General features: G+C 71.7%; 11 protein-coding genes. 8 read left to right on the top strand and 3 right to left on the bottom strand.

The features are described 5' to 3' along the window. The first annotated feature begins 32 nt into the window (after positions 1-32). Positions 33-1034, top strand: a complete 1002-nt coding sequence (galE, locus tag OHA81_RS11325) for a UDP-glucose 4-epimerase GalE (protein WP_329195166.1) — start codon at positions 33-35, stop codon at positions 1032-1034. Positions 1035-1122: 88 nt separating this feature from the next. Here galE and OHA81_RS11320 read toward each other — a convergent pair whose 3' ends face one another. Further along, positions 1123-2316 (bottom strand): glycosyltransferase, encoded by a 1194-nt coding sequence (locus OHA81_RS11320; protein WP_329195165.1) that lies wholly within the window; start codon positions 2314-2316, stop codon positions 1123-1125. Next, the gene (locus OHA81_RS11315) at positions 2313-5183 is read right to left on the bottom strand and encodes a bifunctional glycosyltransferase/CDP-glycerol:glycerophosphate glycerophosphotransferase (protein ID WP_329195163.1); all 2871 of its coding nucleotides are present in this window, start codon (positions 5181-5183) and stop codon (positions 2313-2315) included. Before OHA81_RS11315 ends, OHA81_RS11320 begins: the two co-directional genes overlap by 4 nt. 182 nt (positions 5184-5365) lie before the next feature. Here OHA81_RS11315 and OHA81_RS11310 point away from each other — a divergent pair, with 182 nt between their 5' ends. From OHA81_RS11310 to OHA81_RS11280, 7 genes are all read left to right on the top strand, one after another. Next, positions 5366-6358, top strand: coding sequence for a glycosyltransferase family 2 protein (locus OHA81_RS11310; protein ID WP_329195161.1), 993 nt, complete (start codon positions 5366-5368; stop codon positions 6356-6358). Continuing rightward, positions 6355-6885, top strand: coding sequence for a GtrA family protein (locus tag OHA81_RS11305; protein ID WP_329195159.1), 531 nt, complete (start codon positions 6355-6357; stop codon positions 6883-6885). The genes OHA81_RS11310 and OHA81_RS11305 overlap by 4 nt, the downstream gene beginning before the upstream one ends. Positions 6886-6963: 78 nt before the next feature. Further along, entirely contained in the window at positions 6964-8091 is a 1128-nt protein-coding gene (proB, locus tag OHA81_RS11300) for a glutamate 5-kinase (protein WP_329195157.1), read from the top strand. A 108-nt stretch (positions 8092-8199) separates the two neighbouring features. Continuing rightward, positions 8200-8598: a hypothetical protein gene (locus tag OHA81_RS11295; protein ID WP_329202172.1), complete on the top strand. Its 399-nt coding sequence runs from the start codon at positions 8200-8202 to the stop codon at positions 8596-8598. A 605-nt stretch (positions 8599-9203) separates the two neighbouring features. Further along, a complete protein-coding gene (locus OHA81_RS11290; protein ID WP_443056499.1) occupies positions 9204-10478 on the top strand; it encodes a glutamate-5-semialdehyde dehydrogenase in 1275 nt (424 codons plus the stop codon). Between the two features lie 77 nt (positions 10479-10555). Then, complete coding sequence (locus OHA81_RS11285; protein WP_329195155.1) at positions 10556-11122, top strand: SCO2584 family spore wall biosynthesis protein; 567 nt, start codon at positions 10556-10558, stop codon at positions 11120-11122. A gap of 81 nt (positions 11123-11203) precedes the next feature. Further along, complete coding sequence (locus OHA81_RS11280; protein ID WP_329195153.1) at positions 11204-12403, top strand: SCO2583 family membrane protein; 1200 nt, start codon at positions 11204-11206, stop codon at positions 12401-12403. Here the strand turns inward: OHA81_RS11280 and OHA81_RS11275 are convergent. After that, positions 12390-13490, bottom strand: coding sequence for a M48 family metallopeptidase (locus tag OHA81_RS11275; protein WP_329195151.1), 1101 nt, complete (start codon positions 13488-13490; stop codon positions 12390-12392). The genes OHA81_RS11280 and OHA81_RS11275 overlap by 14 nt on opposite strands. Between the last annotated feature and the right edge of the window lie 70 nt (positions 13491-13560).

Genomic DNA, 13560 nt, shown 5'->3' with positions numbered 1-13560 from the left:
CCACAGGACAGACAGGACTCGGGAGACTAGGCATGACATTTCTGATCACCGGTGGCGCCGGGTACATCGGCGCGCACGTCGTCCGCGCGATGCTGCTCGCGGGAGAGCAGGTCGTCGTCATCGACGACCTCTCCACGGGCGACGAGAGCCGTGTGCCGGAGGGCGTGCCGCTGGTGATCGGCTCGGTCCTGGACCGGCTGATCCTCGACGAGACCATCGCGCAGCACGAGATCACCGGCGTGGTGCACCTCGCGGGCAAGAAGCAGGTCGGCGAGTCCGTCGAGAAGCCGCTGTACTACTACAACGAGAACGTGCAGGGCCTGACGGTCCTGCTCCAGGCGGTGGCCGCCGCCGGCATCCGCAACTTCCTGTTCTCCTCCTCCGCCTCCGTCTACGGCATGCCGGACGTCGACCTGGTCACCGAGGACACCCCCTGCCTGCCGCTGAGCCCGTACGGCGAGACCAAGCTGGCCGGCGAATGGCTGGTCCGCGCCGCCGGCAAGGCCCACGGCATCTCCACGGCCTGCCTGCGCTACTTCAACGTGGCGGGCGCCGCCACGCCCGAGCTCGCCGACACCGGCGTCTTCAACCTCGTGCCGATGGTCTTCGAGCGCTACAGCGCCGGTGAGGGCGCGCGGATCTTCGGCGACGACTACCCGACCCCGGACGGCACCTGCATCCGCGACTACATCCACGTCGAGGACCTGGCGGACGCCCACGTGGTGGCCGCGCGCAAGCTCGCCGAGTGGGGCGCGCAGGGCCAGTACCAGGACCTCACCGTCAACATCGGCCGCGGCGAGGGCGTCTCCGTCCGCGAGATGGTCGAGCTGATGAACGCCCACACCGGGCACGACCTCGCCCCCGTGGTCACCCCGCGCCGCCCCGGCGACCCGGCGAAGGTCGTGGCCTCGGCCGACAAGATCGCAGCCGAGCTGGGCTGGAAGGCCAAGCACGACGTCCGCGAGATGATCACCTCCGCGTGGGCGGGCTGGGAGGCCAACCGCGAGGGCGCCCTCGACCCCGCCGGCCGCTAGCCGGTACGTACGAAGCCGGTACGTACGAAGCCGCCCGCCCCGGATCCGGTCCGGGGCGGGCGGCTTTCGTATGCGGCGGGCGGGGAGGTCAGCGCTCCAGGAAGGAGAACAGCGCCTCCCAGCGGTCGGTGATCTCGGCACTGGAGTACCGGCGGACCTCGCGGAACGCGGTGTCGCCCAGCCGGTCGCGCAGACCGCCGTCGGACATCAGCACGTCCAGGTGCCCCGCCAGCTCCATCGTGTTGCCGAGCCTGGCCAGCAGCCCGTCCTCACCGTGCCGCACGATCTCCCGCACGCCCGGCGCGCAGTCGAAGGCGACCACCGGCAGGCCCGCGGCCATCGCCTCCAGCAGCGTGATGGGGAACCCCTCGGCCCGCGAGGCCTGCGCGAAGACCGAAGCGCCGCGCAGCGCGCCCAGCACGTCGTCGGTGCTGCCCATCCACTGCACGGACTCCTCGATGCCGAGCTCGGCGGCGTGCGCCCGCAGCTTCGGCTCCTCCACGCCCGCCCCGTAGATCCGCAGGACCCAGTCGGGGTGGCGCGGCGCGGCGTCCGCCCAGGCGTCGAGCAGCAGGTCCATGCCCTTCTCGAACGCGAGGCGGCCGACGCTCGCGACGACCTTCTCCGTGCGCGGCGCGGGGGAGTCCGGCATGAACGGCAGCGGGTTCGGCATGCTGTCCACGTTCTGCACGCCCGCGCGGATCCAGAGGTCCGCGTCCTCGGGCGTCAGCACCAGCAGCCGGTCGACGTCCTGGAAGAAGCGGCGTACCCGGTCGCCGCGCGAGGACTTCTGACTGGCCTCGAAGGACTCGTGGCTCATACCGATGACGGTGAGCCCCTTGGTGTCGGCGAGCGCCACCCACTCCATCGCCCACACCTGCGTGACGATGACCACGGCGCCCGGGCGGGCGGCGCGGAACAGGGAGTTCAGCGTCTCGGCCTTGGCCCGCATCCCCGCGCGGCGGGCCGCCTGGCGGCGCCGCTCGGGGGCGTTGAGCCGGCCCTTGAGGCCGGTCAGCCGGCGGGCGGACGGCGGACGGGCCGCGTACAGCGTCGTCGTCCCGTACGGCAGGTCCTGCGGGAACTTCTGCCGCAGCTCCTCCTCGACCGGCGCGATCCCGATGAGGTGGACCCGGTGGCCGCGGTCGGTGAACAGCCGGGCCATCTGGTGCGACCAGGTGGTCACACCGCCGAGCTCGTCCACGCTGTTGGAGACGAGGAAGATGTCACGGCCGTCCGGCGCGGACGCGTCGGACGGTCCGGCGGCGGTCTGCTGGCTCACTTGCCGCTCCTGGTGAAGAACTTCTCGACGATCTGGCGGGCGGCGTCCCCGCGGTCGTACTCGCCGAACTCGGTGAGGAAGCGCTGGCGCGCCTCCGCGTACTTGGCGTCGGCCTCGTCGAAGGCGGAGACGGCCTGCATCAGCTCGTCGGCGGTGGCCACGACCGGCCCCGGAGCCTTCTCCTTGAGGTCGAAGTAGGTGCCGCGGATGTCCGTCGAGTACGCCTCGTAGTCGTAGGCGAAGAACAGCATCGGCCGGTCCAGCACCGCGTAGTCGAACATCACCGACGAATAGTCGGTGATCAGGCCGTCGGCGAGGGCCAGCAGCGGGGTGATGTCGTGGTGCCGGGAGACGTCGATCACCCGGCCCGCGACCGACGGCGGCAGCGAGACGCTGTTGAGGTAGTGCGTCCGCACCAGCAGGACGAAGCGCTCGCCCAGCCGGTCCGCGAACTCCTCCACGTCGAAGGGGAAGGCGAAGTTCTCCACCGCGCCGTCGACGCCCGCCCGGAAGGTCGGCGCGTACAGCAGCACCCGCTTGTCGGGGTCGATGCCCAGCTCGGCGGCGAGCGGCCCGCGCACCCGCTCCCCGCTCTGCACCTCGGCGCGGTGCGCCTCGACCAGGGCGTCGTTGCGCGGGTAGCCGGTGCGCTCCAGCACCTCGTCCCGCAGCCGGAAGCCCTTGGCGAGGGTCCGGGCGTCGTGCTCGGAGCGGATCAGGAAGTGGTCGAAGCGGTCCACGGCCGCCTGGAAGCGGTCCTGTCCGGCCTTGCCCTGGGCCTTGGTGCGGGGCTCGTGGAAGCCCATCCGCTTGAGCGCGGAGCCGTGCCAGGTCTGGATGTAGGTGGTGCCCGCGCGCTTGGTCAGCGCCAGTGGGAAGCCCTGGTTGTCGACCCAGAACTCGGCCTGCGCGAGCGCACGCAGGTACGGCCAGCTCCAGCGGCGGACCAGGGTGGCCTCCTTGGGGAAGCCGGTGGGCTTGGCACCCGCGTACGACCAGATCGCCTCGAACGGCACGCCCTGGCGCACCATCTCCTCGTAGATCGCCTTCGGGCTGTCGCTGTACTGCTTGCCCATGTGGCTCTCGAAGACGACGGTGCCCTTCTTGAGCGGCAGCTTCGAGAAGACCTCGTGGTAGACCTTCACCTTCTGCTCGCCCGAACCGATGTTGCGGCGGGCCCGCAGCGCCTTGCGCAGACCGCGCTTGACCACGCCCGCGGCCTTGCCGTGCATGGCGCTGTCGATCAGCGTCCGGGTGCGCTGCGCGGCGGCGCCCTCGGCGGTCAGGACGTAGGAGAGGTTGCCCTTCTTGGTCACCTCCGGCTCGAACCGGTCGGAGACCAGCCGGGTCAGCCGGGGCCGCACGCGCAGCCGGGCCGCCGACTCCAGGTCGACCCCGCCGACCGAGACGCGGGTGGTGATCCGGTCGCCGCCGGCCGTCAACTTGAGGCGGACGTCCCAGACGGCGTCGATGATGCCGAGCGGGCGGACGGTGCTCGCGACGTCGGCGGTCGCGGTCCACTCGATCGTGTCACCGGCGTGGCGCACGGTTGTCGCCGGGAAGCTGAACGAGCGCACGCCGATCTGGCGCCGGGCGCGGAACTCGAGGGTGGCCTTGAGCTCCTGCCCCTCCGCGATGCGGCCGAGCGGGTTGACGACGGCGCCGGACAGCGTGACGGTGCCGCGCCCGTCGTCCTCGTACGAGGTGAGGCGGTTGCCGAGGGACAGCGAGGGGAGCGGGGTCGTGTGGAATCCCTGCTCGGTGACGTCCAGTATCCGGCGGCCCTCGGCGTCGTCGAGGTGCCGGGCACACCAGTAGATCCGGCCGTCGCGCTCGGCCAGCGGCGACGTGAGGCGGCCCTTGTTGGTCATCGCGTCGGCGGCCGGCAGCAGGTTGTCCCAGTCCTCCTTGCCGAGCAGGTAGGCGCAGATGGCCTGGAGGTGGTTGACGCTGTCGTACGCGGCCGGGTCGATGCCGGCCAGGTAGCCGTTGGCCAGGCGGGCGAACTCCTGGCGGTACGCGTCGCCCAGCAGGGGCAGGTCACGCAGGTGCAGCACCAGGTCGTGCTTGAGGAACTTGGCGTCCTTGGCGGTCTTGATGTCGGTGTGGCCCTTGGCGGCCAGCAGCTCGTCGACGCGGCGGTGGATCTCCATCCGGTGGACGAAGTTCGCGATCTCGTGGCGCCGGTTGCTGATCGACTTCGCCGCCGCCTTCTCCACCACGTTCCAGAAGTAGACGTGGTTGGGGATCAGCGTGATGCGGCGCGCGGCGACGTACGCCTGCGCGGAGAACAGCAGGTCCTCGTAGTGGATGCGGACCGGGAACTCCAGGCCCTGCTCCAGCAGGAACGCGCGCCGGTAGCACTTGTTCGTGGAGAGGGTGTCGTAGACCAGCAGGTCCGGGTACTCGGTGATCGACTCCAGCGTGCGGGTGCGCGAGTAGATCCAGGGGTACCACTCGGTGGTCTTGCCCCACCGGTTGTCCAGGTGCACGCGCACGCACATGCCCGAGACGAGGTCGGATCCGGTCCGTTCGGCCGCGGCGACCATGTTGCGGCAGGCGTTGCGTTCCAGCACGTCGTCGCTGTCCAGGAACATGACGTAGGTGCCGGTGGCCTGCTGGACGCCGTGGTTGCGGGGCGCGCCGCAGCCGCCGCTGTTCTCCGGCAGCCGGAAGGCGCGGACCCTGCCCGGGTGCGCCGCCTCCAGTTCCTGGGCGACCGCGTAGGACCGGTCCTTGCTGCAGTCGTCCACGATCACGACTTCGACCCCGTGCAGGGTCTGGTCCAAAACCGACTGGACGGCTGTCGACAGACGCTCTGCGTCGTTATAGACGATGACGACCACGGAGACGTCAGGCACGTGCACCTCGATCCCTTTGTTCCATTCCGCCCCCGGACTCCGTCCGAGGGGACCCCCCGCCCGTCAAAGCTACCGTGTGTCACGCCCGACTCCGGCAGGCCGCCCCCGCCGTGCATACTTCTGAGGAAAAGGTGTGTGGCGGGTCCGGTCGCCGACAATCACCCGTTCGGACCCAGCAGGAAGTGTTCATGACCAAGCTGTCGGTAGTTGTCCCTTGCTACAACGAAGAAGCCGTCATCGACAGCTTCGACGTCGAGATCCGCAGGGTCCTGGACGCACTGCCCGTCACCTATGAGGTGTGTTACGTCGACGACGGGAGCCGGGACGGCACCCTGGAGAAGCTCCGCAAGATCGCCACGGAGCACGGCGAGCAGACGCGCTACGTCTCGTTCAGCCGGAACTTCGGCAAGGAGGCCGGCATGCTCGCCGGCCTGCGCGAGGCCACCGGTGACGCTGTGGTGATCATGGACGCCGACCTCCAGCACCCGCCCGAGCTGATCGCCACCATGCTCGACTACCACCGCCAGGGGCACGACCAGATCATCGCCCGACGCACGCGCGAAGGGGACAAGAAGGTCCGCTCCGCGCTCAGCCGGCTCTACTACCGCGGCGTCAACCGCTGGGTCGACGTCGAGCTCACCGACGGTGTCGGGGACTTCCGGATGCTCTCCCGCCAGGCCGTGGACGCCCTGCTGGCGCTGCCGGAGTACAACCGCTTCTCCAAGGGGCTCTTCTCCTGGATCGGCTTCGACACCGTCCACTTCGACTACCGCAACGCCCAGCGCGAGGCCGGCGAGACGAAGTGGAAGTTCGGCTCGCTGCTGAACTACGCGATGGACGGTCTGATCTCCTTCAACAACCGGCCGCTGCGGATCGGGATCTGGCTCGGCGTGTCGCTCGTGGGCCTCACCGGGCTCTACGCGCTGTGGATCACGGTGATGGCGATGACCCACGGTGTCGACTCACCCGGTTACGTCACCCTGGTCGCGCTCATCACGGGCCTCGGCGGCGTGCAGATGATCATGCTCGGGCTGATCGGCGAGTACATCGGACGCATCTACTACGAGACCAAGCGCAGGCCCCACTTCCTGGTCAAGGAGGCGCACGGCGCGGGGCGGGCGCAGGCGGAGCGCGGGGGCGCTGCCGCGGAGGCCGTGATCGTCGAGCGCAGCCGCGGATGACGGCCGACGGCACCCCCGGCAACGGCGACGGCAGCGGCAACGGCAATGGCGACGGCAACGGCGGCGTCAGCGTTGGAGACGCCGGCCCCGGCCCCGGCCGCAGTGCGCGGCGCGAGCAGTTCGGGCAGCTCCTGCGCTTCGGCCTCGTGGGCGGGGTGAACACCGGCACCTTCTTCGGCATCTACCTGCTCCTGCACCCCTGGATGCCGTACTTCGCCGCCTACACCCTGGCCTTCCTGCTCTCGATGGTCGGCTCGTTCTTCATGAACACCTACTTCACCTACCGGACCCGGCCGACCTGGAAGAAGTTCGCGCTCTTCCCGCTCACCAACGCCACCAACTACGTGATCCAGTCGGTCGGGCTCTACGCCCTGGTCACCTGGGCCGGGATGGACACGCGGATCGCGCCGCTGGTCGCGGCCGTCGTGGCGATCCCGTTCACCTTCCTCCTCTCCCGCAAGATCCTCGTCCCCGGAGCGGTCCCCGCGGCCGGGCAGGAGCCCGCCCGGAGCCGGTCCACGCTCTGAAACCGCCGCGCGGCCCGCTCCGGCCACCCCGTAGATTGAGGGCGCAAGGATCAGGCAGGCGAGGGGCAAGGGGAAGACGTGTCAGCGGCTAGGCAGAGCGTCGTCGACGCGCGCAGGATCGTGGTCAAGGTCGGATCCTCCTCGCTGACCACCGCGGCGGGCGGTCTCGACGCGGACCGGGTGGACGCGCTGGTCGACGTACTGGCCAAGGCCCGCAGCGGCGGCGAGAAGGAGATAGTGCTCGTCTCCTCCGGCGCCATCGCCGCCGGACTCTCCCCCCTCGGACTGCGCCGCCGCCCCAAGGACCTGGCCCGCCAGCAGGCCGCCGCGAGCGTCGGACAGGGCCTGCTCGTCGCCCGGTACACCGCCTCCTTCGCCCGCTACGGCATCCGCGTCGGCCAAGTGCTCCTCACCAGCGACGACACCAGCCGGCGGGCGCACTACCGAAACGCCTACCGGACCCTGGACCAGCTCCTGGTGATGGGGGCGCTGCCCGTCGTCAACGAGAACGACACCGTGGCCACGGACGAGATCCGCTTCGGCGACAACGACCGGCTGGCGGCCCTCGTCGCCCACCTCGTCCGCGCCGACCTGCTGGTCCTGCTCTCCGACGTCGACGGCCTCTACGACGGGGACCCGTCCCTGCCCGGCACCACCCGCGTCGAGGAAGTGCGCGGCCCCGAGGACATCGCCCACGTCTCGATCGGCAGCGCCGGCAAGGCGGGCGTCGGCACCGGCGGCATGGTCACCAAGGTCGAGGCCGCCCGGATCGCGGCGGCGGCCGGGATCCCGGTCGTCCTGACCTCCGCGAGCCAGGCGGCGGACGCCCTGGCCGGGCGCGGCACGGGCACCCTCTTCCACGCGACGGGCCGCCGTTCGGCGGACCGGCTGCTGTGGCTCCAGCACGCCTCGACCCCCCAGGGACACCTCGTACTCGACGACGGGGCGGTGCGCGCGGTCACCGAGCGCGGCAGCTCCCTGCTGCCCGCCGGAATCGCGGCGGTGGAAGGGGAGTTCGTCGCCGGGGACCCCGTGGAGCTGCGCTCCGCGGACGGCCGGGCGGTGGCGAGGGGCCTGGTCAACTTCGATGCCAAGGAACTCCCGAGGCTGCTGGGACGATCCACCCGCGAGCTCGCGCGAGAGCTCGGACCCGCGTACGAGCGGGAGGTCGTCCACCGGGACGATCTGGTGCTGCTGGAGGGCTGAGGTTCGGCAAAACCGCCGCACGGCAGGCCAAGGACTGGTCAACTGTGAGAGGCAGACGGACACGCGGGGTGTGGCGGAGCAGACAGGAGGCGGCTGGTGAGGCGAGCGCTGACCAGCGTCGGCACCGGGGACGGTGACGGCGGCGGAGGCGGGGACCAGGGCGACACCTCCCGTCTCTGGCACGTGACCCTGAGCGTCTCCGGCAAGCCGGCCCCGCTGTGCGAGGTGCGGCGCGGGCTGGAGCAGCTCGCGCATGATCACCCGTTTCTGCTGACCAGCCGGTATGCCGACGACCATGCGGAGATCCGGTACTGGGAGGAGGCCCGCGACCTCCACGACGCGGCGGCCGTCGCCCTGCGGCTGTGGGGCGAGCACCGCTCGTCGGCGCGGCTGCCACCGTGGGAGATCGTCGGCCTGGAGGTCATCGACCGCTCGACCTACCACCAGCGCGTCGCGGAGGGCTACGGCCCACCCCCGGCCCACCCGGTCGGCGTGCACCCTTACTAGACGCGGCCCCGTTCTCGCCCACGGCTGCACCCCTTGCCGCTTGCGGCCCGGGGCCGGGCACTTCCAGCCCCGCCGGCGTTTGAGGCGCGGGTCCGGGACTTGTGGCCCGGGCATCTCCAGCCCCGCCGGCGTTTGAGGCGCGGGTCCGGGACTTGCGGCCCATGCCCGGGGACTTCCAGCCCCGCCGGCGTTTGAGGCGCGGGTCCGGGCAGAGCCCGGATAGCCGCCCGGCAGGGCGCGGTGGCTTGGCGCCGGGTACGGCTTCGCCGGGGTATTCGGCCGCCTACGGGTGAGGCGCGGGGTGCGGGGCGGAGTCCCGGGAAACGGTGAAAGGGCGGGGCGGAGAGCAAGCCCGCGCAGCGCCCCCGGGCGGAGCCGGGCACCCTCCCGGCCGGCGGCAGCGGCTCGGGTCCCTGCTCCGCCCGGACAGGGCTGTGGGCCGGCCCCCGGACGACCCGGAGGGGAGCAGGCCGGCCCCCTCGCTGCCCGCCGCAACCCCCCGCCGCAGCCCCCCGGCGGAGCCCCCCGGCGGAGCCTCACGGTGGGGCGTCTCGGGGGGTGGAATCCCGGCGGCCGCCGATCGCCCGGGGATTACCCTGGGCCGCATGACCTCGTACGACGCCCCCAGCCCCGTCACCGCCACCGCGCAAGCCGCCAAGGCCGCCGCCGCAGCCATCGCCCCGCTCCCGCGGTCCGCCAAGGACGCCGCCCTCCTGGCCATCGCGGACGCGCTGGAGGCCCGTACGGCCGAGATCGTCGAGGCCAACGCGGTCGACACCGCCAAGGCCGCCGCGGCCGGCACCAGTGAGACCGTCATCGACCGCCTCACCCTCACCCCCGAGCGCGTCCGCGCCATCGCCTCCGACGTGCGCGACGTCGCCGCCCTGCCCGACCCCGTCGGTGAGGTCGTCCGCGGCTCGACCCTCCCCAACGGCATCGACCTGCGCCAGATCCGCGTCCCGCTCGGCGTCGTCGGCGTCATCTACGAGGCCCGCCCCAACGTCACCGTCGACGCCGCCGCGCTCTGCCTCAAGTCCGGCAACGCCGTCCTCCTGCGGGGCAGTTCCTCCGCCTACGCCTCGAACACCGCCCTGGTCGGGATCCTCCGCGACGCCATCGTCTCCGCCGGCCTGCCCGCGGACGCGATCCAGCTCGTGCCCGGCGAGTCCCGCGACTCCGTCCGCGAGCTGATGCGCGCCCGCGGCCTGGTCGACGTCCTCATCCCGCGCGGCGGCGCCTCGCTCATCAAGACCGTGGTCGAGGAGTCCATCGTCCCGGTCATCGAGACCGGTACCGGCAACTGCCACGTCTACGTCGACGCCCAGGCCGACCTCGCCATGGCCGTGGACATCCTCGTCAACTCCAAGGCCCAGCGGCCCTCCGTCTGCAACTCCGCCGAGACGCTCCTGGTCCACCGGGACATCGCCGCCGCCTTCCTGCCCCTGGCGCTGGACGCCCTCGCGGACGCCGGCGTCACCGTGCACGGGGACGGCGAGGTGCTCTCGTACGCCGAAGGCACCAAGGTGACCGCGCTGCCCGCCACCGACGAGGACTGGGCCGCCGAGTACCTCTCCTACGACATCGCGGCCGCCGTCGTGGACTCCCTCGACGAGGCCGTCACCCACATCCGCCGCTGGACCTCCGGGCACACCGAGGCGATCGTCACCACCTCCCAGGCCGCCGCCCGCCGCTTCACCCAGCTGGTCGACTCGACCACGGTCGCCGTGAACGCCTCCACCCGGTTCACCGACGGTGGTCAGTTCGGCTTCGGCGCGGAGATCGGCATCTCCACCCAGAAGCTGCACGCCCGCGGCCCGATGGGCCTTCCCGAGCTGACCTCCACCAAGTACATCGTCACCGGCGACGGTCACGTCCGGTAGCCGAACGGCGCACGCGGTGTGGCCGGATTTCCGCTCACACCCTGCCCAAAGCAGCCCCCCAGGTCTACGCTGTCCCCGTGCCGGACGACGTGGGGGGCAAGCCGTTCCCGGACGACGGTGAGCCCGACGACGACCGCGGAGGCGCGGATCAGGACTTCGCCTCCGTGGTGTTCGACGAGGCCTTCGTCCGGAACGCCGAGATTCACGAACCGAGCGCGGCCGAGCGCCAGCGCGCCGCCGACCGGGCCCGCGCCGAGGCCGCCGAGGCCGCGCGCGTCGCCGGTGGCCGGACCGGCGAAGACGACTACGAGGGCTACGACGGCTACGGGTACGGCTCTGCCGACGCCTACGACCTCGACGAGCCCGGCTGGGAGCACGGCGGCTACGGCCACGGGTACCCGGACGGCCCCTACGGCGTCTACGGAGGCCGCCTGCGGCCCTACCGCGGACGCTCCCCGTGGCTCCGTCCGGTCGCCTGGGTGCTGGCCGTCGTCATGGGACTCGGCATGGTCGCCCTGGCGTTCAGCGCGGTGTACCGGAGCGCCGAAGCCGACTCGGACCCCGCCCCGGCCCCGGCCAGTACCCCGCTGCGCGAAGTCACCGGCGCGGGTGCGTTTACGTACCCCGTCGGCCGCCAACCCTGAAAGTACGACCCCTTGAGCACGACCCCACTCGCGTGACCGGAGCAGGGGGCTTCTCTACAGCGGGGACAGCGGGGAGAAGCGATGGCCGTTCCAGGAGATCCACCCAACGGCACCCCCGAAGGCACCGGCGGGGGCGACGACGACTTCCGGGCGGACGAGTACCGGTCCGTCGTCTTCGACGAGGACTTCGTGCGCGCCGCCCGGCTCCAGGAGTACTCCGCCGAGGAACGCATGGGCGAGCACGCCCGGGCCGTACGCAGCCGCTCACTCTGGTCGGCCGGCGGGACCGGGCACCGCACCGGCACTCCCGGCAGGGGCGCCCGGCAGGGCATGCTGCTCGTCCTGCTCATCGCCACGGCCTTCGCGGCCGCGGTGTACATGGGCCTGCGCAACCCGTACGTGCCCACGCCCCAGGGCGAAGCCCAGCCGCTCGGCAGTGTCGTCGTCCCGCTCGCGCCGGCCGTTCCCGTCCCCGGCGGAAGCCCGGCTGACCTCTACGCGAACAGCCCCGCGGCCCACTACGCCGTCGGGGCGGCCGGGATCAGCCTGCCCGCCGTGCGCCGCACCCCGCATTTCAGCGACAGCCAGATCCTCGCGGCGCTGTCCATCGCCAAGGACTACCTGGTGCAGTCCTCGCTCGACCCGGACGTCCTGGCCGGCACCGCCTCCCGGCCCGTACGCGTCCTGCTCGACCCGGCCCAGCAGTCGCAGTTCGACCAGAGCATGACCTCGCCCTCCGGGGACGGCCGGCACGCCGCCACCGGGTGGCTGGTCCGCTTCGACCCGGGCACCGCCGCGATCGCCGATTCACGCGTGCGGGTGAACGGCACCCTCGGCTTCGAGGAGGTCACCCCCGACGCGCTGGAGGTGACCACCGACCACACCTTCGTCTACGCGGTCCGCCCCGCCACCGGATCCCCGACCGCCGTCGACGGCGCGTCGCTCTTCACCGTCCGGCGCGAGCTGCTGCTGCGCTTCGACCGCGCGGACCTCACGGCCCGGCGTGCCGAGCTGCTCTCGGCCTACGTGACGGCCGGACCGCAGGACTGCGCCACCGACCCGGCAGCCGGCTTCCGCCCGCTGCTCGCGGGAGCCGCGCCCACCACCGTCGGGCCGCCGGCCAGCGACCCGTACGCCAGCGGCCACCCGAGGCGCACGGCCGGGCTGTGCGGCGTCCTGGCGACGCCCGCACCCCCGGACGCCCCCGGCGCGACCGAGCCGGAAGGCCGGACCCTGCCGGAGAGCCAGGTCCCGCCGGACGGTGCGGCTACTGCTCCGTAGCCCCGCCCTTGCCGTCCCCGCCGTGGCCGGCTCCGCCCGCCCCCGTACCGCCGCCCGCGCCGGAACCCGAGCCGGTGAACACGTCGCGGAGCTTGCCGCCGAGGTCGCCCGCACCGCCGGCTATGTCGCCGACCAGCTTCATCAGCGGATCCTTGCTGCTGCGCACGGAGTCCGCGTAGTGCGAGGCGGACTCCCGGAAGGAGTCGCCCACCGAGGTGTCCTTGTCCTCGTCCCGCCGCGGGTAGTGGCCGTCCATGATCCGCTGGTAGTCCCGGCTCTGCGACCACTTCTTGAGCTCGGCCGCTCGCACCGTGGTGAAGGGATGCGTGCGCGGCAGCATGTTGAGGATCTTGAGGACGGAGTCCCGCAGGTCACCGCTCTCCTCGTACTCCTCGGCCTGCGCAAGGAAGGCGTCCACGTTCATCTCGTGCAGGTGGTGGCCGCCGGCCAGCTTCATCAGCCCGCGCATAGAGGCGTGCACGTCCTGCCCCGCCAGCAGCCCGGCCCGGTCCGCCGACAGCTCCGACTTGCGGAACCACTCCCGCAGCGCGGTGACGATCGCCATGATCGCCACATTGCCCAGCGGGATCCACGCCACCTTGAGCGCCAGGTTCGTCAGGAACAGCAGGACCGTGCGGTACACGGCGTGCCCGGACAGTGCGTGGCCCACCTCGTGGCCGACGACCGCCCGCATCTCCTCCTCGTCGAGCAGTTCGACCAGGCCCGTCGTCACCACGATGATCGGCTCGTCCAGCCCGATGCACATCGCGTTCGGCTTCGGATCCTGCTGCACGTACATCTGCGGGACCTGCTCCAGGTCCAGGACGTAGCAGGCGTCGAGCAGCATCCCGTGCAGGTGGGGGAACTGCGTCTCGCCCACCCGGACCGAATCCGACAGGAACAGCAGGCGCAGGCTCCGCTCCGGCAGCAGCCCGCTGAGGGCCTTGAACACCGTGTCGAACCCGCTGAGTTTGCGCAGCGCGACCAGCGCCGAGCGGTCCGCCGGATGCTCGTAGGCCCGCGACGAGATGCCGGGGAACCTCCTGCGGTTCCGGGCCGGTACCTTCTCGGATCCGGTGTTCGTCATGACGCCCTCCCCCTGGATAGACCTGTGTGCTCGCGTCCATCCTCTCCAACGCCTGAGTCGGCGTGAGGGT

Source organism: Streptomyces sp. NBC_00667 (genome assembly GCF_036226825.1).
Taxonomy (GTDB): Bacteria; Actinomycetota; Actinomycetes; order Streptomycetales; family Streptomycetaceae; genus Streptomyces.
Note: the sequence above shows the minus strand (reverse complement) of the source record. Positions and strands in the feature narration are given on the sequence as shown.

Bases quoted from the DNA above. Each gene is read 5' to 3' on its own strand.
- OHA81_RS11290 (WP_443056499.1), top strand. From the start codon at position 9,204: ATGACCTCGTACGACGCCCCCAGCCCCGTCACCGCCACCGCGCAAGCC.
- galE (WP_329195166.1), top strand. From the start codon at position 33: ATGACATTTCTGATCACCGGTGGCGCCGGGTACATCGGCGCGCACGTC.
- OHA81_RS11280 (WP_329195153.1), top strand. From the start codon at position 11,204: ATGGCCGTTCCAGGAGATCCACCCAACGGCACCCCCGAAGGCACCGGC.
- OHA81_RS11275 (WP_329195151.1), bottom strand. From the start codon at position 13,490: ATGACGAACACCGGATCCGAGAAGGTACCGGCCCGGAACCGCAGGAGG.
- OHA81_RS11305 (WP_329195159.1), top strand. From the start codon at position 6,355: ATGACGGCCGACGGCACCCCCGGCAACGGCGACGGCAGCGGCAACGGC.
- OHA81_RS11310 (WP_329195161.1), top strand. From the start codon at position 5,366: ATGACCAAGCTGTCGGTAGTTGTCCCTTGCTACAACGAAGAAGCCGTC.